This window comes from Modestobacter sp. VKM Ac-2979 (assembly GCF_026967995.1).
GTDB lineage: Bacteria > Actinomycetota > Actinomycetes > Mycobacteriales > Geodermatophilaceae > Modestobacter.
Genome location: NZ_JAPVBO010000005.1, coordinates 457,244 through 477,456 on the forward strand (window position 1 = coordinate 457,244; position 20,213 = coordinate 477,456).

17 protein-coding genes are annotated in these 20,213 nt (G+C 72.5%); 8 read left to right on the forward strand and 9 right to left on the reverse strand.

Annotated elements, in window-relative coordinates:
• The first annotated feature begins 9 nt into the window (after positions 1-9).
• Together O2W15_RS17010 and O2W15_RS17015 are read left to right on the forward strand one after the other, a co-directional pair.
• Positions 10-1,806 carry a carbon starvation CstA family protein gene (locus O2W15_RS17010; protein WP_269180276.1) on the forward strand — a complete coding sequence of 599 codons (1,797 nt, stop codon included), beginning with the start codon at positions 10-12 and terminating at the stop codon, positions 1,804-1,806.
• Positions 1,803-2,246 (forward strand): hypothetical protein, encoded by a 444-nt coding sequence (locus O2W15_RS17015; protein WP_164700009.1) that lies wholly within the window; start codon positions 1,803-1,805, stop codon positions 2,244-2,246. Before O2W15_RS17010 ends, O2W15_RS17015 begins: the two co-directional genes overlap by 4 nt.
• Here the strand turns inward: O2W15_RS17015 and O2W15_RS17020 are convergent.
• The 3 genes from O2W15_RS17020 to O2W15_RS17030 all read right to left on the reverse strand — a co-directional run bounded on the left by O2W15_RS17020 (position 2,185) and on the right by O2W15_RS17030 (position 6,239).
• The gene (locus O2W15_RS17020) at positions 2,185-3,621 is read right to left on the reverse strand and encodes a M20/M25/M40 family metallo-hydrolase (protein WP_269180226.1); all 1,437 of its coding nucleotides are present in this window, start codon (positions 3,619-3,621) and stop codon (positions 2,185-2,187) included. The genes O2W15_RS17015 and O2W15_RS17020 overlap by 62 nt on opposite strands.
• On the reverse strand, positions 3,618-5,132 hold the full coding sequence (locus O2W15_RS17025; protein WP_269180227.1) for an MFS transporter: 1,515 nt from the start codon (positions 5,130-5,132) through the stop codon (positions 3,618-3,620). The genes O2W15_RS17020 and O2W15_RS17025 overlap by 4 nt, the downstream gene beginning before the upstream one ends.
• Positions 5,133-5,207: 75 nt before the next feature.
• Positions 5,208-6,239 carry a potassium channel family protein gene (locus tag O2W15_RS17030; protein WP_269180228.1) on the reverse strand — a complete coding sequence of 344 codons (1,032 nt, stop codon included), beginning with the start codon at positions 6,237-6,239 and terminating at the stop codon, positions 5,208-5,210.
• A 190-nt stretch (positions 6,240-6,429) separates the two neighbouring features.
• Between O2W15_RS17030 and O2W15_RS17035 the strand changes: the two genes are divergently transcribed.
• On the forward strand, positions 6,430-6,963 hold the full coding sequence (locus tag O2W15_RS17035) for a mycothiol transferase (protein WP_269180229.1): 534 nt from the start codon (positions 6,430-6,432) through the stop codon (positions 6,961-6,963).
• A 41-nt stretch (positions 6,964-7,004) separates the two neighbouring features.
• Positions 7,005-8,228, forward strand: a complete 1,224-nt coding sequence (locus tag O2W15_RS17040; protein WP_269180230.1) for an acyl-CoA dehydrogenase family protein — start codon at positions 7,005-7,007, stop codon at positions 8,226-8,228.
• On the opposite strand, the gene O2W15_RS17045 is transcribed toward O2W15_RS17040, so the two are convergent.
• A complete protein-coding gene (locus tag O2W15_RS17045) occupies positions 8,167-8,997 on the reverse strand; it encodes a helix-turn-helix transcriptional regulator (protein WP_269162014.1) in 831 nt (276 codons plus the stop codon). The genes O2W15_RS17040 and O2W15_RS17045 overlap by 62 nt on opposite strands.
• Positions 8,998-9,187: 190 nt before the next feature.
• Between O2W15_RS17045 and O2W15_RS17050 the strand changes: the two genes are divergently transcribed.
• Complete coding sequence (locus O2W15_RS17050; protein WP_269180231.1) at positions 9,188-9,394, forward strand: hypothetical protein; 207 nt, start codon at positions 9,188-9,190, stop codon at positions 9,392-9,394.
• A 350-nt stretch (positions 9,395-9,744) separates the two neighbouring features.
• Complete coding sequence (locus tag O2W15_RS17055; RefSeq protein WP_269162012.1) at positions 9,745-9,915, forward strand: hypothetical protein; 171 nt, start codon at positions 9,745-9,747, stop codon at positions 9,913-9,915.
• Between the two features lie 9 nt (positions 9,916-9,924).
• Here O2W15_RS17055 and O2W15_RS17060 read toward each other — a convergent pair whose 3' ends face one another.
• Positions 9,925-10,179, reverse strand: a complete 255-nt coding sequence (locus O2W15_RS17060; protein ID WP_036341512.1) for a hypothetical protein — start codon at positions 10,177-10,179, stop codon at positions 9,925-9,927.
• A 199-nt stretch (positions 10,180-10,378) separates the two neighbouring features.
• On the opposite strand from O2W15_RS17060, the gene O2W15_RS17065 reads away from it, so the two are divergent.
• The gene (locus O2W15_RS17065) at positions 10,379-11,989 is read left to right on the forward strand and encodes a glycoside hydrolase family 13 protein (RefSeq protein ID WP_269180232.1); all 1,611 of its coding nucleotides are present in this window, start codon (positions 10,379-10,381) and stop codon (positions 11,987-11,989) included.
• Between the two features lie 68 nt (positions 11,990-12,057).
• Here O2W15_RS17065 and O2W15_RS17070 read toward each other — a convergent pair whose 3' ends face one another.
• A complete protein-coding gene (locus O2W15_RS17070) occupies positions 12,058-12,489 on the reverse strand; it encodes an Lrp/AsnC family transcriptional regulator (RefSeq protein ID WP_269180233.1) in 432 nt (143 codons plus the stop codon).
• A 197-nt stretch (positions 12,490-12,686) separates the two neighbouring features.
• Here O2W15_RS17070 and ctlX point away from each other — a divergent pair, with 197 nt between their 5' ends.
• Positions 12,687-13,679, forward strand: coding sequence for a citrulline utilization hydrolase CtlX (ctlX, locus tag O2W15_RS17075; protein WP_269180234.1), 993 nt, complete (start codon positions 12,687-12,689; stop codon positions 13,677-13,679).
• Positions 13,680-13,751: 72 nt separating this feature from the next.
• Here ctlX and O2W15_RS17080 read toward each other — a convergent pair whose 3' ends face one another.
• The 3 genes from O2W15_RS17080 to O2W15_RS17090 all read right to left on the reverse strand — a co-directional run bounded on the left by O2W15_RS17080 (position 13,752) and on the right by O2W15_RS17090 (position 20,161).
• Positions 13,752-15,548 carry an FAD-dependent oxidoreductase gene (locus O2W15_RS17080; RefSeq protein ID WP_269180235.1) on the reverse strand — a complete coding sequence of 599 codons (1,797 nt, stop codon included), beginning with the start codon at positions 15,546-15,548 and terminating at the stop codon, positions 13,752-13,754.
• Between the two features lie 280 nt (positions 15,549-15,828).
• Entirely contained in the window at positions 15,829-16,947 is a 1,119-nt protein-coding gene (locus O2W15_RS17085; protein WP_269180236.1) for an SGNH/GDSL hydrolase family protein, read from the reverse strand.
• Between the two features lie 679 nt (positions 16,948-17,626).
• Positions 17,627-20,161: an excinuclease ABC subunit UvrA gene (locus O2W15_RS17090; protein WP_269180237.1), complete on the reverse strand. Its 2,535-nt coding sequence runs from the start codon at positions 20,159-20,161 to the stop codon at positions 17,627-17,629.
• Positions 20,162-20,213 lie beyond the last annotated feature (52 nt).

Sequence of the window (20,213 nt, forward strand, 5' to 3'; positions counted from 1 at the left end):
GGGTTGTCCGTGCCCGCATTCGCCGTGGCCGCCGTGGTCGGGGTGCTGTTCTTCCTCGGCTACCGGTACTACTCGAGCTACCTGGCCCGCAAGGTCTACGTCCTGGACCCGGCGTTCCGCACGCCCGCGCACGAGTTCAACGACGGCGTCGACTATGTGCCGACGAACAAGCACGTGCTGTTCGGCCACCACTTCACCTCCGTGGCCGGAGCCGCCCCGATCGTCGGCCCGGCCATCGCGGTGTTCTGGGGCTGGGGCCCGGCGCTGGCCTGGATCGTGCTCGGCACCATCTTCGCCGCCGGCGTGCACGACCTCGGGTCGCTGGTGGTGTCGGTGCGGCACAAGGCCAAGAGCATCGGGACGCTGGCCGGCGAGGTGGTCAACGGCCGGGCCCGGATGCTGTTCCTGGCGATCATCTTCTTCCTGCTGACCCTGGTGAACGCCGTCTTCGCGGTGGTCATCGGCAACCTGTTCGTGGCCAACCCGGGCGCGGTCATCCCGATCGTGGTCGAGATCCCGCTGGCCATGCTGATCGGCCAGTACATCTACCGGACCCGCTCCTCGGCGCTGATCCCCTCGATCGCCGGCGTCATCGTGCTGTACGCGCTGATCCTGGTCGGCAACGCCTTCCCGATCGAGCTCGACGGCCTGGCCGAGGCCCTCGGCGTCGAGCAGACCCGCAACGTCTGGGTCGTGCTGCTGTTCGCCTACACCTGGATCGCCTCCCGCATCCCGGTCTGGGTGCTGCTGCAGCCCCGCGACTACATCAACAGCCACCAGCTCTTCATCGCCCTGGCCGTCATCGCGGTCGGCGTCATCGTCGGGATGAACACCATCCAGGCCCCGATGGTCAACGACGTCCCGGAGGGCTCGCCCAGCTTCTTCCCGTTCCTGTTCATCACCATCGCCTGCGGCGCCATCTCCGGGTTCCACTCCCTGGTCTCCTCGGGGACGACGTCCAAGCAGCTGGACACCGAACCGGACGCCCGCTACGTGGGCTACATGGGCGCGGTCGGCGAGGGCTCGCTGGCCACCGGCGCCGTGCTCGCCGCCACCGCGGGCGTGGCCGCCTCGCAGGCGGACTGGCAGGCGCTCTACCCCGACTTCGCCACCGCCTCCGGGGGCGCCACCAGCAACTTCGTCGACGGCGTCGCGGTGTTCGCCAACAACATCGGCATCCCGCTGGACCTCGCCACCATCTTCGCCGCCGTGGTGGTGATCAGCTTCGCCGCGACCACGATGGACACCGGCGTGCGGCTGCAGCGCTACGTCGTGCAGGAGATCGGCGAGATCATCAAGGTGCGGGCGCTGGCCCGGAACCTCACCCTCGCCACCACGGTCGCGGTGCTCATCCCGCTGGCGATGGCGCTGCTGCCCGGCGGCGGCGAGGCCGGCTACACCTTCGGCGTCCTCTGGCAGCTGTTCGGGACGACGAACCAGCTGACCGCGGGGCTGGCGCTCTCGGTCATCGCGGTGTGGGTGACCCGCCAGGGCCGCAACCCGCTGGCCGTGCTGATCCCGCTGGTGTTCCTGCTGGCGATGACCTCCTGGGCGCTCATCGCCAACCTGCGGAACTTCGTCGAGGCCGACAACTGGGTGCTCGCCCCGCTGGACGCGCTGATCTTCTTCCTGGCGATCTGGCTGATGGTGGAGGCCGCCCTGGCGCTGCGGACGGCGTTCCGCGAGCGTTCCCAGCCCGGCGCCGAGGCGCGGGGCACGTCCGACCCGGCGGTCGCCCGGGCGAACCCGACGTCCCCCACCGACGACGCGGAGCTGGGCCAGACGTCCCGCGACGACCGGCAGTGAGGCACCGCGTCGTCCTGGTGCGCGGGCCCCGCGCCGCCGCGGGGTCGGGCGGCTGCTGCAGCGGGGCCGCCCGCCCCTTCGACGAGGGCGGCGGCCACCGGCACGCCGCCCCGGCCGACGAGGTCGGCGCGGTCTATCGGGCGCTGCGCACAGCACTCCCCGACGACGTCGCCGTGGAGGTCGTCGCGCCGACGAACTGGCTCTGGCTGGTCCCGGCCCTGGTCACCGACGGGCGCCGCCGCGGGCTGCGCGGCGCGGCGCTGCGGCGCTCGGTGCGGGCCGGGATCGCGGTGGAGTCGCTGATCGTCGACGGGGCAGTGCTGGCCTCGGGCCGGCTGCCCTCCCCCGCTGCCGCGGTCGCCGCGGTGACGGCCGAGCTCACGACCGCTGCAGCAGCTCCCGGTAGAACGCCACCCCGCGGGCCAGCGCCGCCACGGTGAGGTGCTCGTCGGCGGCGTGCAGGGACGCCAGCTGCGCCGAGCTGAGGTCGAAGGGCATGAACCGGTAGACGCTGTCGCTGATCTGGGCGAAGTGGCGCGCGTCGCTGGCCTGCACCATCAGGTACGGGGTGACCGTCGCCGCCGGGTGGGCCGCCTGGATCGCCGCGGTCAGCGTCGCCCAGGCCTCGTTGTCCGTCCGGGACACCGGCGACGGGTCGTCGGCGCGGGTCGCCTCCAGCCGCACGCTCGGGTCGTCGATCACCCCGCGGATGCGCTCGATCGCCGACTCGGCCGTCTCCCCGAGCACCACCCGCACGTTGGCCATCGCCCGGGCCCGGGTCGCGAGCACGTTGGGTGCCCGGCTGCCCTCCAGCTGGGTGATCGCCACCGTCGTCCGCACCAGGGCGCTGGCCTCCCGACCGGCGCGGGACAGCAGGCCGGCGAGCGCCGGCCGCAGCAGCGCGGCGTGCGCGTACAGCGCCCGGTGCCCGGCCGGGGCGTGCCGGCCGACGGTGTCGACGAGCGCCAGCACCACGTCGCTCACCCGGGCCGGGAAGGGCTGCTCGTCCAGCCGGACCAGCGCGCGGGCCAGCCGTGCGGTCGCGCCGCCGCGGACCGGTGACGACGCGTGCCCGCCGGCGTCCTCGGTGGTCAGCTCCAGGTCCACGACCCCCTTCTCGGCGATGCCGACGACGGCGATCGGCCCGGGGACGCCGGGGAAGACCCCGGTGACCACGGCGCCGCCCTCGTCGACGACCGCCCAGGGCGTGATGCCGCGCGCGGCGAGCGTCTGGGCCGCCGTCCGCGCCCCGGTGCCGGCCACCTCCTCGTCGTTGCCGAAGGAGAGGTAGACGTCCCGGGCCGGGCGGAATCCCTCGTGCAGCAGTGACTCCACCGCCTCCAGGACGGCGACCAGGGCGCCCTTGTCGTCGATCGCCCCGCGGCCGTGCACCACGCCGTCGACGACCTCGCCCGCGAACGGGTCGCGGGTCCACGCCTGCCCGTCGGCCGGCACGACGTCGTAGTGCGCCATCAGCACCAGGGGCTGCGCGCCGTTCCCGCTGCGCCAGTGGAACAGCATCGCGCCGGTGCCCAGAAGCTCCAGCTCGAGCTCCCGGTGCGTGCGCGGGTAGAGCTCGGCCAGCCGCTCCCGGAAGCTGCTGAAGACGGCCTGGTCGACCTGCTCGGGGTCGCGCCGGGACACCGTCGGGATGCGGATCAGCTGTGCCAGGTGGTCGGCGGCCCGGGTGGCGTCGATCGCCCCGACGTCCGCGTGCGGCACATCCGGTCGGGCCGGCGGCCGGAAGCGGCGCACCCGGGTGAGGGCGGCGCCGGCCCCCACGGCGGCTCCGGTGGTCAGCAGCGTCCGGTTCATCCAGCTGTCTCCTCCCGGACCGCGGCGGCGCGGTCCTCGGTCTGCTCGGGGTCGGCGAAGGCCAGCCGCGGGACGAACACCAGCGCGACGGCGGCGATCAGCGCCGTGGTGCCGCAGATGGTCCAGACCGTCACGTACCCGGTGAGCGATCCGGCCGTGCCCACCACCCCGCCGGCCAGCAGCGGGGCGCCGGCGGCGAGGGCGAGGGCGAACACCGACGAGGCGAACATGCCGCCGATGACCTTGGTGGTGTTGGTGAGCCCGGTGGCAACGGCGGTCCGGCCGGCCGGAGCGGCGGCGGCCGCCGCGGCGGGCAGAGCCGCGACCAGCGCACCGGAACCGACTCCGGCGACCGTCATGCCGGCCAGCACCTGGCCGAGCTGGTCGTGGAAGGGCACCAGCAGCAGGTAGCCGGTGGCGACCAGGGCCGCGGCCCCGATCAGGGTCAGCCGCGGGGTGGTGAGCCGCGAGACCCGGGCGAACTGGCTGGCCCCGACCAGCATCGAGATCACGTAGGCCCCGATGACCAGGGACACCGAGCTGGTCGACAGCCCGAGGCCGTAGCCGTAGACGTCCGGGTCGGTGCGGGCGAACGTGGACAGCGGCCCCTGCGCGCCCAGCACGCTGACCCCGAACAGCCCCGCGGTCAGCTGCACCGGCCACATCGCCGAGCTGCGCAGCACCCGGAAGTCGACCAGCGGGTCGGGCTGCCGCAGCTCGTAGCGCACGAACGGCCAGACGAGGAGCAGGCCGGCCGCCACCACCAGCCACGGCCAGGCCTGCTCCGCCCCGTTGAGCCGGACGAACGTCAGCCCCCCGGTGACCACCAGCAGGACGGCGGTCAGCAGCGCGGCGCCGCCGGAGTCGACCACCCCCTGCATCCGGTCGGTCCCCTCGGGCACGAGCCTCCAGACGACCACGACCACCCCGACGACCAGCACGCCGGGGGCCAGCAGCACCAGCCAGAGCGCGTCGCCCAGCAGGTCGCCGATCACCCCGCCGCTGAGCGCGCCCACGATGGCGCCCAGCTGCAGCGCGGCGACGATGAGGCCGGTGGCTCGCCGGGTGCGGGCCGCGGTGTCCGGCAGCCCGCGGGACCGGCTGTAGATCAGCGCCACCTGCAGCGGCAGCCAGGCCGCGTAGACGCCCTGCACGGCCCAGGCCAGCAGGAACACCGGGAAGGTCTGGGCGAACGCCAGCACGATGGTGGCCACCGCGACGACGACCGCCGACCAGAGCAGCATCCGGCGGTGCCCGTGCAGGTCACCGAGCTTGGCCAGCACCGGGACGGCGATCGCCGACAGCATCAGCTGGCCGGCCTCGAGCCAGTTGACGTCGGCGTCGTTGATGCCGAGGTGCCGGGCGATGTCGGTGAGCAGCGGGATGTAGTACCCCTGCAGGACCCCGCTGGTGAACTCGACGAACACCAGGTAGCCGACGACGCCGGCCGTCATCCGGGCCTGCCACCGCACTGCCCGGCTGCCGCTGCGCTGCGTCGCCGACTGCTGCATCGAGCCCGCTCCTCGCTCGTGGTGGGTCCGCGGCGGCCAGCATCGACGAGGTGGTCGGCCGACGCAACGGCCGGTTCAGCGGGCGGAGAGCACCTCGCCGGCCTCGATCCGTCGGCGACCGACGTAGTAGAGCGTCGTCCCGTCGCCCACCGGGGTGTCCCAGGCGGGGCTGACCGTCAGGCCGGCGGGCCCGCGCAGCGCCAGCACCGTCGCCCCGAAGGCCTGACCGAAGCGCACCTGGCAGTCGCCGAAGGTGCCCAGCCGGTGCCCGGAGGGCAGCTGGACGGAGTAGGTGTTGCCGTGGCCGTGGCTGCTCATGAGGTCGCCGTAGACCTCGGTGAGCCCGGGGTCCAGCGCCTCCTCGGTGATCAGGAACGGCATGTGCCACTGCACGCAGGCGATCCGGGGGTCGACGTAGCGCAGGTTGTCCCGACGGTCCAGGTCGCGCAGCGCGGCGACCTTGTGCACGTCCGGGCCGGCGTGGTGGACCGCCACCGCGATGGCCAGCGTCTCGTTGTCGTCCCGCCCGTCGATCACCACCGCGCGGGCGGCCGCCACGTTGGCCCGGGTCATGACGTCGACGTGGCTGAGGTCGCCGCGGACGAAGGAGACCTCGGTCCGCTCCGGCAACGGGTCCTCCATCACGTCCTCCCAGGCGCACAGCGCGACCCGGTTGCGTCCCTCGGCCGCGAGCTCGGCGAGGATCCGCTCGGTGCGTCCCGGGAAGTACCCCAGCACGACGACGTGGTCGGTCAGCTCCAGTTCCTCCACACCCTTCAGGCGCTTGCTGCGGACCGACGCGAGGTAGTCGGACAGCCGTGTGAACAGCAACGTCAGCGTGACGATGCCACCGACGATGACGTAGCTGCCGACCACGTGGCCGGCAGCGGTGACGGGGAAGAAGTCGCCGTAGCCGACGGTGGCGGCGGTGACGACGAAGTACCACCAGTAGTTGCCCGGGGCCGCGATGTCGCTCTCGGCCCCCTCCACCAGCGCCATCGCCGGCCAGCTGGTCAGGAACACCAGCAGCAGGACGACGAGCGGCAGCCGCCACCCGCGCAGGCGGGGGCCCACGACGCGGGACAGCCGGGAGAAGAAGAAGAACACGGAACTCCTGCCAGGACGGGTGTTCGGGGCAACCTAGCGTGGCCCCGGGCGGGACAGGCAGGGTGTCGACATGACGACGCCGACCGACGACGACCTCCCCGAGCCCCGGGACATCGCCCTGGAGCAGGCCACCCCCGAGCAGGTCGAACAGCTCGAAGAGGCCAGCGAGCCGCCCGGCGAGTGAGCGAGCGTGGGCTCGGGTAGCCCGGCGATCATGGAGAGCCGGGACCTGTTGCTGACCGCGTTCGACAACGTCGAGGAGGCCGTCCGCGGGGCGGTCGAGGGGATCGACCCGGAGCTGCTGAACGCCCGCGTCGACCCGGAGGCGAACACCATCGCCTGGCTGGTGTGGCACCTGACCCGGGTGCAGGACGACCACGTGTCCGAGGTCGCCGGGGTCGAGCAGGCCTACACGGCCAACGGCTGGGCCGACCGGTTCGGCCTGCCCTTCGACCCCACCGCCATCGGTTTCGGCTTCAGCAGCACCGACGTCGGCCGGACGCAGGTCAGCGACCCGCAGCTGCTGATCGGGTACCACGCCGACGTGCACGCCAGGACCTCCGAGTTCCTGCGCACGCTCTCCGCCGCGGACCTCGACCGGGTGGTCGACGAGCGCTGGGACCCGCCGGTGACCCTCGGCGTCCGGCTGCTCAGCGTCGTCGGCGACGACCTCCAGCACGCTGGGCAGGCAGCCCTCCTGCGCGGCTCCCTGGAGCGGCGCTGAGCACACGGCACCGAGTGCCACCCGCGAGTAGCTTCGGAACGGTGAGCAACGACGCTTCCCCTGACTTCTACGCCCTCGACGACCTCCTGGAGCCGGAGGAGATCGAGCTGCGCGACCGGGTGCGCGACTTCTGCGCGCGCGAGGTCACGCCGATCATCAACGACTACTGGGAGCGGGCGGAGTTCCCGTTCGAGCTGATCCCCAAGATCGCCGAGCTGGGCATCGCCGGCGGCACCGTCGCCGGGTACGGCTCCCCCGGCATGAGCGCCGTCGCCGCCGGGCTGGTCGCCGCCGAGTGGGCCCGCGCCGACGGCAGCCTGGGCACCTTCTACGGGGTGCACAGCTTCCTGGCCATGCAGTCGATCGAGCTGCTGGGCGACGAGGAGCAGCGCGAGCGCTGGCTGCCGGCGATGGCCAAGATGGAGCTGATCGGCGCGTTCGGCCTGACCGAGCCCGCGCACGGCTCGGACGCCGTCGCCCTGGAGACCAGCGCCCGCCGGGACGGCGACGAGTGGGTGCTCAAGGGCGCCAAGAAGTGGATCGGCAACGGCACGATCGCCGACCTGGTGCTCATCTGGGCCCGGGACGAGGAGGGCGCGGTCGGCGGCTACGTCGTCCCCAAGGGGTCGATCGGCTGGACCGCGACCCGGATGACCGGCAAGACCGCGCTGCGGGCGGTGTGGCAGGCCGAGATCACCCTGGACGAGGTGCGGGTGCCGGCGGAGAACAAGCTGGCCAACTGCCGCTCGTTCAAGGACGTGTCGGTGGTGCTGGACCGCACCCGGTACACCGTGGCCTGGCGCGCGCTGGGCATCGCCGAGGCCGCCTACGACCTGGCGCTGAAGCACACGATGCAGCGGGAGCAGTTCGGCCAGCCGATCGCCGGCTACCAGCTGGTGCAGGAGAAGCTGGCCCGGATGCTGGCCGAGATCACCAGCATGCGGCTGCTGAGCTGGCGGTTGAGCAAGCTGGCCGACGAGGGCCGGATGACCGCGGCGATGGCCTCCATGGCGAAGATGAACAACTGCAAGAAGGCCCGGGCGATCGTGGCCGACGCCCGGGACCTCTTCGGCGGTGACGGCATCCTGCTCGAGCACCACATCGCCCGCCACCACGCCGACATCGAGGCGATCTACACGTTCGAGGGCACCGACCACGTGCAGGCGCTCATCGTGGGCCGGGACATCACCGGCATCTCGGCCATCACCGGCCGCCGGACCCCCCGCGCCCAGGAGAAGCCGGCGGACACCCCGCAGTCGATCTAGTCCGCAGGCGGCCGGGTGCGTGCGGCATCGCCCGGGCCGCGGCGGCCGGGATGCTGTGCACACCCAGCCGTTCCCGCACGTGCTCCATGTGCTTGCGGACGGTGCCGACGGAGATGAACAGCTGGGCGGCGATGACGGCGTAGGGCATCCCGGCCGCAGCGAGTGCGAGCACCTCCCACTCGCGCGCGGTCAGCTTCGGCACCCCGGCCCGACGCCGCTCGGCGTCGAGCCAGATCTCCTGCAGGTGTGGCCGGAGGAGCGTGGCGAGCTGCCGGTCCCGCTCGGTGAACGACGGCCCGTCGTGCCGCATGAAGCAGACCCGCCGCGCCTCCCCCGGCGCGGCAGGCAGCGAGATGATCATGGTCTCCCGGAGCTCCGGCAGGAGCTCCGACACCGGGTCGGCCAGCCGGTCACGCTCGGTCGGCAGGAAGTCCCGGGTCTGGATGACGCGCCGCAGGTCGCCGGTGCGCTGTGGCCACGAGCACAGCCCCTGCCACCAGTACCGCCAGAACGGGTCGTCGGGCTCCTCCGGGGTCGGCCCCGCGATGTCGGCCCGCTGCCCGCCGATCTCCACGCCCTGGACGAGCAGGCTCCTGCTCGCCGACGGCTCGTGGTGCTGGAAGCTGACTCCGAGGTCGGAGGGGACCAACCGCTGCAGGTCCTCGAGAAGCGCCCAGGGCATCGCCGGGCCGGGGTCGTCGGAGCGGGCGTCGTCCAGCACGCCCACCAGCGCCTCGACATCAGCGGCGTACAGCTCGCTCGTCGTCATCGGCCCTCCTCGCGGCCGCACCGGGGCCGGTCCGGACGACGGTAGGCCCGGCAGAGCGCCGTCGACATACGTCTGAAGACGCATATCGCTGCGCCGGCGCCGGCGCCAGCCTGGTGGTGCGTCGGTCCCTCCGGACCGGAGCGTCCGCCCCACTCACCGTGGCCGCTCCCGGCGGCCGGAAGGACCCCCCATGTCCGCCATCGCACACGTCCCGGGCAGCGCCTGGGCAGCCACCCACCTCGCGCTGGTCCTCGCCGTGGCGATGGCCCTCATCGCCGCCCTCGTCCTGACCGTCGTCCTGGTCGTCCGCGACTCGACCGCCGCCACCCCGGCGGCGCCGAGCGTGCCGTACTTCTACGACACCTGCGCCGGTGCGATGCCGGTCAGCGCCTGCTGATCCACGGGAACGCCCCCGCCCTGCCCCTGCCGGGGGCGCTCCCCGGTTCCGCGGACGCCGCAACGGCGTCATGCTCGGAGCCCCGTCGACCGGAGAGCGTCATGCCGACGACTGCGCACCGGCGTCCCGGCTGGGCGTGCGCCCTTGCCTGTCTCTGCGCGACAGCAGCCGCGTGCAGCGGGTGCGGCGGGACGCTGTGCCCCTCGACCACGTTCCCAGCAGCGATCTACGTCAGCCTGCAGCCGGTCCCGGCGTCCGCCGTGGACATGCTCGTCACCGTCAGCTGCCCGGCCGCAGCGGAGTGCGGCTTCCTGGACGGTCCGGCGACGGGTTCGGCAGACTCGTCGGTGATGATCACCACCGTGCTCCGCCCACCCGAGGTGGACGTCGTGGTGACGGAGCGGACCGGCGGCGCCGTCCTCCTGCACGACCGCCTGCTGGTGGAGTACCGACCGGTCGGCACTCGACAGACCGACTGTGGCGGTGACGCCGAGGCGGTGGTCCTGGTGCCGGCGGACTGACCGGCCGGCTCAGCCCACCTGGCGGAGAGCGGGCGCGGTGCGGCGCCGGCACTCGGCGCAGGTGTCGCGGCCACTGCTCATCCGGCCCCACCGTTGCGCGCCCCAGATCTGCACGATCGCCCCACACACGGCGAGCTCCACCTCCCCGTCGAGCTCGTCGGCTGGCCGGTGCGCCTCGACGGCGTGCCAGGACTTGGGCTGATCGACCGGCTGGGCCCAGGATCGGCGATCCGGCCGGGCGAATCCGACGGCGTAGCTGTCCACGCCTCAACTGTGCCCCACGCCACAGCCAGCCAATCATGCGATGCTCGCCGGGCGGCCGTCGGGCGAGCCTTCTCACGTCCACCGCCGGGGGCGATTTGGCGACATCAGCCAACGGCGGGATCCTCGTTCGTGAGACGTGCAACACATGCCGTGCCCGTCGGCTGCCGATGATGGCGACATGTCACGTCGGCTCGCAACGATGCGGACCTCGACCGAGCAGCAGGTCGCGGCCCAGCGGTCCCCGTCGCCCTGGTGGCGGTCAGCCGTGGTCTACCAGGTCTACCTGCGCTCCTTCGCCGACAGCAACGGCGACGGGATCGGTGACCTGGCCGGGCTGCGCTCGCGGTTGCCCTACCTGTCCTGGCTGGGCGTCGACGCCCTCTGGATCAACCCGCACTACCCCTCCGGCGGGGCCGACGGCGGCTACGACATCTGTGACTACCGCGCGGTCGACCCGGACTACGGCGACGTCGCCGACCTGGAGGCCCTGGTCGCCGACGCCCGCCAGCTCGGCCTGCGCGTCGTCCTGGACGTCGTCCCGAACCACACCTCCGACCAGCACCCCTGGTTCCAGGCCGCGCTGGCCGCCCCGGACTCCCCCGAGGCCGCCCGCTACCACTTCGCCCCGCCGTCGGAGGAGCCGCCGAACAACTGGCGCTCGCTGTTCGGCGGCCCGGCCTGGTCGCGCACCCCCGACGGCCGGTGGTACCTGCACCTGTTCGCCCCCGAGCAACCCGACCTGAACTGGCGGGACCCGGCGGTCGCCGCCGACTTCGAGAAGACGCTGCGGTTCTGGCTGGACCGCGGGGTCAGCGGCTTCCGGGTGGACGTCGCCTACGGCCTGTTCAAGGACGCCGACCTGCGGGACAACCCGGGCGCCTACTCCCCCACCCTGTTCGGCCACGGGCCGGAACAGGCGATGACCTGGAACCAGCCCGAGGTGCACGACGTGTGGCGCCGGTGGCGGTCGGTCTGCGACGAGTACCCCGACACCATGCTGGTCGGCGAGGTCTGCCTGGCCGACCTCGAGGAGGTCGCGCTGTACTCGCGGCCCGACGAGATGCACCAGTCCTTCTCCTTCCGGCTGCTCAAGTCGCCGTGGGACACCGCCGCCTTCGCCGACGGCGTGCAGACCGCGCTCGACGCCTTCGGGCGGGTGGACGCCCCGGTGTCCTGGGTGCTGGGCAACCACGACAAGGACCGGCAGGTCACCCGCTTCGGCGGCGGCGACCTCGGCACCGCCCGCGCCCGGGCCGCCGCCCTGCTGATGCTGGCGCTGCCCGGGTCGGCGTACCTGTACGCCGGCGACGAGCTGGGACTGCCCCAGGCCGTGGTGCCGGACGAGGCGAAGACCGACCCGATCTTCTTCCGCAGCGGCGGCGAGCGCGCCGGCCGGGACGGCTGCCGAGTGCCGATGCCGTGGAACGACTCCGCCGGTGTCGGCTTCTCCCCGGACGGCGCGGCCGAGCCGTGGCTGCCGATCCCGGCCGAGTGGAGCGGTTACGCCGTCTCCGCTCAGACCCGGGACGGCGGCTCGATGCTGACCCTCTACCGGCGGGCACTCGCCCTCCGCGCGGCGCACCCGGCCCTGGGCTCCGGGGACGCCACGGTCCGCACGGACGGCGACGTCCTCACCGTCCGCTGTGTCGGGGACGAGGAGACCGTGCGCTGCGTGGTGAACATGGGCTCGGCCACGGTGCTGGTCCGTGCCCGCGGTGAGGTGCTGCTTGCCTCGACGTCGCGGGTGCACGCCTCGGCCGGCAGCATCGCGCTGCCGCCGAACACCGCCGTCTGGCTCACCGAGGACTGATGCACCGGCCCCGCCCCGTCGCAGCCGGCTCCTGGTTCCGGCTGCGCCGGGGCGGGGCCGGCCAGTGGTCAGCGCAGCACGGAGGACAGCAGCAGGCTGGTCTCGCTGTTCACGACGCCGTCGATCGAGCGGATGCGGCCGAGCAGCCGGTCGAACTCCATCAGGTCACGGGTGCGGACCTCCGCGACGAGGTCCCAGCCCCCGTTGGTGGAGTGCAGCGCGTCGATCTCGGTGAAGCCCCGCAGCCGGCGGATCACCGCATCCGTCGAGCGACCCTCCACCTCGATCAGCGTGACCGCGCGCACCTCACCGGCGACCGCGTCCTCCCGCGCCCGCACGGTGAAGCCGACGATGACGCCCTGCGCGACCAGGCGGTCCATCCGGCTGGTGACCGTCGCCCGGGAGATCCCGAGCCGGCGGGCGATCTCAGCGACGGGTGCACGGCCGTCCTCGCGCAGCACAGCGAGCAGTCGACGGTCGAGCTCGGTCAACGCGTTCATGCAGAAAGCCTAATCGGGCCGCAACTTCTGCTCAGCTGGCCGCCGAGAATCGGACTGGATGTTCGTTGCGCGTGCACATCGTACGTTCCTAGCCTGGAGATCAACCCTGACAGGAAGGCTCGGATGACCTCGCTCGTCGACGTCCCGCACCGCTGGGCCGCCGCCCGTCGGATCACCGTCGACCCGGTCGGAGCCTGATGGCCGTGCCCGTGCAGGCGCCGGGAGCCGTCGTGCTCATCCGCCCGCACCGGTTCCGGCCCAACGAGCTGACCCGGGTCGACAACGCCTTCCAGTCACTGCCCGCCGGGCCGGACCCCGCCGCCGTCGCCGCGCAGGCCCGCGACGAGGTGACCCGGCTGGCCGAGGCGCTGGAGTCGGCGGGGGTGGTCGTGCACCTCTTCGAGGACCACGCGCACGACCGCCCGGACAGCGTCTTCCCGAACAACTGGCTGTCGACCCACCCCGACGGCCGGGTGGCGCTCTACCCGATGTTCGCCGTCAACCGGCGCAGCGAGCGGCGAGCCGACGTCGTCCAGCTGCTCCAGGAGCGGTACCGCGTGGACCAGGTCGTGGACTTCTCCGGCATGGAGCGGGACGGGCTGTTCCTCGAGTCGACCGGGGCGATGGTGCTCGACCACCAGGAGCGGATCGCCTACGTCTCCCGCTCCCACCGGGCCCACCCCGAGGCGCTGGAGCGGTTCTGTGCGACGTTCGGCTACGAGGCGGTGCTGTTCGACACGGCCGACGCCGAGGGCCGGGCGGTCTACCACACCAACGTGCTGATGACGGTGGGCAGCGCAGTGGCGCTCGTCGGACTCGGGCTGATCAGCACGGCCGCCGATCGAGCCCGGGTGACCGACCGGCTGGCTGCGACCGGCCGGGACGTCGTCGATCTCTCCGAGCACCAGGTCCGCCAGTTCGCCGGCAACGCCATCGAGCTGACCGGCCGCGACGGACCGGTGCTGGCGCTCTCCGCGCGGGCCGCCGCCAGCCTCACCGCAGACCAGCGCCGGCGGATCGAGGCGACGACCCGGCTCCTGCCGGTGGCCGTGCCGACCATCGAGCTGGCGGGCGGGTCCGTGCGCTGCATGATCGCCGGGGTGCACCTCCCGCCCCGGACGGCGGACCTCCGGCGCACGCCGCTGTTCGGCGCACTCCCCGGTCCGGCCCGGGTGCCCGTCGCACCCTGACACGGCACGTGCACCGGTCCCGGCCGTGCGCAGGCTCTTCCACCTGCGGACGAGCGGGCCCGGTGCCTGCGGTCAGCTCTCCTGGCGGCCGAGGACGGCGCGCAGGGCACCGGACAGCCAGTCGGCCGCGTCCTGCTCCGACGCCGGGGACGACGCGTGCCGGGCGGCGACGTACAGGTCCGGTCGGACGAGCAGCACGCCGCCGTCCTCGATCTCCCGGAGTTCGGCCCAGGTGCCGTACGGGTCCTCGACGGGCTGCCCCGGCCCGATCGACACCGAGGTGATCGACAGGCCGAGCTCCTCGCCGAGGGCGCGGGCCGCCGTCAGCCACGCCTCCCCGCCGATGCCGGTCACCACGCTGAACCGGCCGCGGCCGACCAGGTCGAGGGTGGACACGCGGTGCCCGTCCTGCGTCACCCAGGTGTGCGGGAGCTTGGCGCCGGGCCAGGTGGTCGGCTGGGCGTAGAGCACCGGGTCCCGGCGGTACTCCGGCATGGGCGTCCCGTCGCCGACGACCGCGGAGCTGGCGTAGCGCTGGTTGTGCTCGACCCCGTGGGCGTCGAACTCGTGCGCCTTGTAGGCGATCGCCTCCCGGAGGGCGGTGCGGATCTTCTCCCCCTCCGGTCCGGGCGCCTTCCACAGCGCGAGCTGACGCTCCAGTGCCTCCGCCTCGGTGTGCTCGAGGTCGAGTGCGCTGAGGATCCTCCCGGTGTCCGCGATGCTCTGGTTGGCCCGCTCGACGACCTGCCGGGCGATCGGCGCCCGCTCGGCGTCGTAGCTGTCCAGCAGTGAGGGGTCCGCCGTCCCGGCCACCACGTGGGCCAGCTTCCAGGCCAGGTTGTAGGCGTCCTGGATCGAGGTGTTGGAGCCCAGGCCGTTGGTCGGCGGGTGCCGGTGGATCGCGTCGCCGGCGCAGAAGACCCGCCCACGGGCGATCGTGGTGGCGAAGTGGTGGTTCACCGTCCACGGGGAACGAGACTTCACCTGCATATCGAAGTCGTCGCTGCCGACCAGTGCGACCGCGAGCTCCCGGACGACGTCGTCGCTGAGGTCGGGCGGACCGCCGGCGACCTCGTAGCCCCACATGAGCATCCACTCGTTCCAGGGCTTGATCATGCGGAGCACACCCAGCCCGACGCCCTCGCGCTCCGCACCCGGCTGCAGCATCCAGTAGAGGACCGACGGCCGGTGCGCGACGAAGCGGGAGAGGTCCGCCTCGAAGACGATGCTCAGCGCGCCACCGACGGCGCCGGGGCCCTCGTAGGGCAGGTCGAGGTCCGCGGCCACCTGGCTGCGCGCGCCGTCGGCGCCGATCAGGTACTTGGACCGGACGGTGTACTCGGCGCCGGTCAGCCGGTCCTGCAGCGTCGTCGTGACGCCGTCGTCGTCCTGGACGTGCGAGACGTAGCTCGTGTCGAACCGGACCTGCGCCCCGCGCTCCTGCGCGGCCTGGACCAGGATCGGCTCGGTGATCGTCTGCGGGGCGTCCACCATCGCGCACGGGCTCTGCAGCTCGTAGTCGGCGTGCCGCACCGTGTCGGTGCCCCAGGAGGGGATCCGGCCGAGCTCCTCCCCCGCGAGGCTCGTGCAGAAGGTCGTGTTCCCCATGTGGTCCCAGGGCGTCGCCTCCCGCATGAGCCGCTCCTCCAGGCCCATGTCCCGCAACACCTCCATCGTGCGCTGGTTGGTGATGTGCGCGCGGGGGGTGTCGGACAACCGGCCGTACTTGGTGACCAGCAGCGTCGACGTCCCGTAGGTCGCGAGGAGCAGCGCCGCGGCCGCCCCGGCCGGGCCGGAGCCGACGACCAGGACGTCGGTGGTGACGGCGGGCTCAGCAGGGGTCGAGGCCTGCGGTGTCGACAGGGTCATCGAGTTCCTCTCTGATGCGGACGGCAGCCGGCCGCGTGGTCGTTCGTCGCAGCGACTCGGCCGAACTGTGTCACGCACCACAATGTGCCGTCGAGCACCGTCGTCCTCCCGGTACGGCTCCTGCGTCCGCCCCGGGGGCCACGCCCGTCTCCGTGGCACTACTCCGGCCCCCTCGCCTGCCGTGACGTGCGGGGCGGGATGCACACCGCCTCACCGCGCCGTGGCGCGATGAGGCGGTGTGCTGACCCGTGGTCCGCGACGGGAGCGGACCGGTGTGTGCTCAGCGGCTGCAGATCTCCTTCAGGTCGACGGTGGCTGCCATCGCCGCGTAACCCGCGTCATTGGGGTGCAGGTGGTCGCCCGGGTCGAAGTCGGGCCGGATCTGGCTCGGGTTCTGGGGGTCGCGGACGGCGGCGTCGAAGTCCACGACGTCATCGAACTCACCCGAGGTGCGGATCCACTCGTTGACGGCTTGACGGTCGGCCTCCCCGTCCTCGGAGTAGTAACCAGCACCTTCGTAGGGGGTGATGGTTGCGCCGATGACGCGGATCCCGTGGTCGTGCGCCCGCTCGATGAACTGCTGGTACACCGCGATGAGCTCCTCGGGTTCCAGCGCGCCTGCGGTCCTGCCGATGTCGTTGATGCCCTCCAGCAGCACCACGCTGCGGACCGCCGTCTGGTCGATCACGTCGTCCTCGAACCTCGCCAACGCCGAGACCCCGGCCGTACCGGCATCGGTGAGGACTCGGTTGCCGCTGATCCCGGCGTTGAGCACCCCACACTCGCGCCGCTCCGGTCGAGCCAGCAGGCGGTCGGCCACCTGGTCCGGGTAGCGCAGGTTCTCGTCGATGCTGGAGGCGTAACCGTCGGTGATGGAGTCTCCGAAGAACACCACCGAGCCCAGGGCGGCAGTGGTGACGTCCACCCCCTCCAGGAAGTACCGCGAGGTGTCGAGCGGCGCGAACGCCTCAGTAGCCGAGGACGTCGCATCCCCACTCGCCTGGTAGGAGGTCGCCCGGCCCAACGAGTGCACGGTCGCCGGCCCGGTCGGGCCCGGCAGGTACATGCTGACCACCAGGTCGGAGTCATCAGCCACGTCGAGCGGCACCGGGTCGGAGACCCACTCGGCACCGGCCGGGATGGTCACCGACGGACTGCCTTCGAAGGTCACCGTCTGCAACTGCTGCGGGTCGACCGCAGCGCCGGCCGCACCGGGACCGACGGTGACCTGGCTGACCACCAGGGGGGTCGTGCCGTAGTCGTTGCTGATCCGGATGCGCACGCTGTCGCCACCCACGGACAGGTGCGCGACCTGGCGCAGCGTCGTGTCGGTGAAGCCCTGACCGGAGACGGTGTCCGCCGCACCGGCCGGGGTCATCGCGGCGGCCCAACTGCCCACCCACGACGTCCTCCCCGGCCCGTGGTGGCCTCGACCAGCCGCTTCGGCACCCGACACGGTGGACTCGGGTTCGGGCGGCGAGGCCGTGGCGCCCGGGACGACCAGGGCGGCGGTCACGGCGCCGGTGAGAAGTACGCCAACCCGGGAAGCTGATCGCTTCATTCCAGCACTCCTTTGTGCCCAGGAATCGGCGGGTGAACACCCAGCCGGTGCGCAGACGCTAACAGCGCACTCATCAGGCCGAAAGACTTACTTCGGGAATTTTGAGAACCGCGGCGGCGACACGCCATGACGATGAAGATCGTGCGCGTGACCTGCACAAACGCTCCGATTAGCCATTTGCCGGATTGACGGCATGTCGCCGCTGATGCTAATCGGAACATGACGAAGTACACCCATCCCGCGGCGATGCAATGCATCGATGATCATCATCCGACTGGCCCTCTCCGACAAGACTCGATCTACGATCTACGATTCGATCTTGGTCCGTTGGCTGGCGTTGGTGGAAAGCTGTTACCGCAGTTCAGCGACCTGTTCACCTTTGGCCCGACAAAAGATCACTTGCACTCAACGGTCATAGCGTGCGACTGGACTTCTACGACCAGACGGGGCTGAGCATCTTCACCAGCGAGTCGCCAGGACGGTCGTGGCCCGCACGACGAGGAGCTGACGGCGGGGGTCAGGACGCCGGCAGCCGGGGAGCCAGGAAGCGGGCCGTCCGGCTGTCCGCCGCAACGGCCACCAGCTCGGGCGGACCGGCGGCAACGATGCGACCGCCCTGGTCGCCCGCCCCGGGGCCCAGGTCGATGACCCAGTCGGCGCCCGCGACGACGTCCATGTCGTGCTCGACCACCACCACGGTGTTGCCTGCGTCGACGAGCTGGTGCAGGTGGCGCACCAGCAGCTCCACGTCGGCGGGGTGCAGCCCGGTGGTCGGTTCGTCCAGGACGTAGAGGGTGTGCCCGCGGCGGGCCCGCTGCAGCTCGCTGGCCAGTTTCACCCGCTGCGCCTCACCACCGGACAGCTCCGTCGCCGGCTGGCCGAGGCGCAGGTAGCCCAGGCCCACCTCCTGCAGCACCCGCAGGCTGGTGGCCACCGAGGGCAGATCGGTGAGAAAGTCCGCCGCCGCCTCGACGGTCAGGTCGAGCACCTCGGCGATGTTCTTGCCGCGGTGGGTCACCTGCAGCGTCTCCGGGTCGTACCGCGCGCCGGAGCACGTCGGGCAGGGCGAGTAGGTGCTGGGCAGGAACAGCAGCTCGACGGTGACGAACCCCTCGCCCTGGCAGGTCGGGCAGCGCCCCTCGGCCACGTTGAAGGAGAACCGCCCGGCGCTGTAGCCGCGTGCCCGCGCCTCGTCGGTGCCGGCGAACAGCTTGCGCACCGCGTCGAAGAGCCCGGTGTAGGTGGCCAGGTTCGACCGCGGCGTGCGCCCGATCGGCTTCTGGTCGACCCGTACCAGCCGGTCGACGGCGTCCAGCCCCTCGGCCTGCATCGCCGTCCCGTCGGTGTCCTGGACGTCGTCGTCGGAGTCGGCGGCAGGGTCGTCGGGGTCGGCCGGAGACGTCGCAGGTGAGCCGACCCGCCGGGCGACGACGTCGGTGAGCACCTGGCTGACGAGGGTGGACTTGCCCGAGCCGGAGACGCCGGTGACCGCGGTGAAGACGCCCAGCGGGACGTCGGCGTCCACGTCGCGCAGGTTGTGCCGGTCGATGCCGCGCAGCAGCAGCTGTCCGGAGGGCTGCCGCCGCGGCCGGCTCGGCACGGGTCCCCGATCGAAGAGGAAGCGCCGGGTCACCGACTCCTCGACCTCGCCCAGGCCGGCGACTGGACCGCTGTACAGCACCCGACCGCCCCGCTCACCGGCGTGCGGACCGACGTCGACGATCCAGTCCGCCCTCCGGGCCAGCCCCATGTCGTGCTCGATCACGAACAACGAGTTGCCGGCCGCGGTGAGCTGGTCGAGCACCTCCAGCAGCGGTTCGGCGTCGGCCGGGTGCAGCCCCGCCGACGGCTCGTCCAGCACGTAGACCACGCCGAACAGGCCGGACCGCAGCTGGGTGGCGATACGCAGCCGCTGCAGCTCGCCCGGGGAGAGCGTCGGGGTGGTCCGGTCCAGGCTGAGATAGCCCAGGCCCAGGCGGGTGAGCACTTTGATCCGGGCGACGAGGTCGGCGGCGATGCGCACCGCGACGTCGGTGGTCTCCCCCGAGTCCGCCGCCGCCCATGCGGCGGTGGTGCCGGGCGCCTGCGCGGCCGCCCGGAAGGTCTCGACGAGCGCGGACAGTGGCAGCCCGGCCAGCTCGGCGATGCTCTTGCCGGCGAAGGTGACGGCCAGCGACTCGGGCCGGAGCCGGCTGCCCCCGCACGCCGGACAGGGTGAGGTGCGGACGTAGCGCAGCACCCGCTGGCGCAAGGTCGCGCTTTTGGAGTTCGCCAGGGTGTGCAGCACCAGGGCCCGCGCTCCGGTGTACCTGCCCTGGTAGTTCCGCTGCACCTGGCCCACCCCGCGGACCGGGTGCACGGTGACCTCGGGCTGCTCGTCGGTGAACAGGATCCAGTCGCGCTCGGCCTGCGGCAGGTCCCGCCACGGCCGGTCGATGTCGTGCCCGAGCTCGACCAGGATGTCGCGCAGGTTCTTGCCGTGCCAGGCGCCCGGCCAGGAGGCGATCGCGCCGTCCCGGATGCTCAGCGACGGGTCGGGCACGAGGGAGTCCTCGGTGACCAGGTGGACCCGGCCGAGGCCCGAGCACTCGCGGCAGGCCCCCGCGGACGTGTTCGGCGAGAAGGCGTCGGAGTCCAACCGCTCGGTCGTCCCGGGCGGGTACGTGCCCGCGCGGGAGAACAGCATGCGCAGCGAGTTGGACAGCGTCGTCACGGTGCCGACGGTGGAGCGGCTGCTGGGCGCGCCCCGGCTCTGCTGCAACGCCACGGCGGGCGGCAGCCCGGTGATCTCGTCGACGGCCGGAGCGCCGACCTGCTGGATGAGCCGGCGGGCGTACGGGGCGACGGACTCGAAGTACCGGCGCTGCGCCTCCGCGTAGATCGTGCCGAACGCCAGCGACGACTTCCCGGAGCCGGAGACGCCGGTGAAGACGACCATCGCGTCCCGAGGCACCTCGACGTCGACGTTGCGCAGGTTGTGCTCGCGTGCGCCGCGGACCCGGACGCAGAAGTCCACCGGCAGGGCGGCGGGCGGGCCGGGCTCGTCGATCACGGTCACCAGCCTGACGCCGGCTCCCGCTGGGGCCGCGCGCGGGGCACCGGCA

What these genes read in the sequence shown, in the direction of transcription:
- O2W15_RS17020 (WP_269180226.1), bottom strand. Translation starts at nt 3,621, where the DNA reads ATGAACCGGACGCTGCTGACCACCGGAGCCGCCGTGGGGGCCGGCGCC.
- O2W15_RS17025 (WP_269180227.1), bottom strand. Translation starts at nt 5,132, where the DNA reads ATGCAGCAGTCGGCGACGCAGCGCAGCGGCAGCCGGGCAGTGCGGTGG.
- O2W15_RS17045 (WP_269162014.1), bottom strand. Translation starts at nt 8,997, where the DNA reads ATGACGACGAGCGAGCTGTACGCCGCTGATGTCGAGGCGCTGGTGGGC.
- O2W15_RS17050 (WP_269180231.1), top strand. Translation starts at nt 9,188, where the DNA reads ATGTCCGCCATCGCACACGTCCCGGGCAGCGCCTGGGCAGCCACCCAC.
- O2W15_RS17055 (WP_269162012.1), top strand. Translation starts at nt 9,745, where the DNA reads ATGATCACCACCGTGCTCCGCCCACCCGAGGTGGACGTCGTGGTGACG.
- O2W15_RS17065 (WP_269180232.1), top strand. Translation starts at nt 10,379, where the DNA reads ATGCGGACCTCGACCGAGCAGCAGGTCGCGGCCCAGCGGTCCCCGTCG.
- O2W15_RS17070 (WP_269180233.1), bottom strand. Translation starts at nt 12,489, where the DNA reads ATGAACGCGTTGACCGAGCTCGACCGTCGACTGCTCGCTGTGCTGCGC.
- ctlX (WP_269180234.1), top strand. Translation starts at nt 12,687, where the DNA reads ATGGCCGTGCCCGTGCAGGCGCCGGGAGCCGTCGTGCTCATCCGCCCG.
- O2W15_RS17080 (WP_269180235.1), bottom strand. Translation starts at nt 15,548, where the DNA reads ATGACCCTGTCGACACCGCAGGCCTCGACCCCTGCTGAGCCCGCCGTC.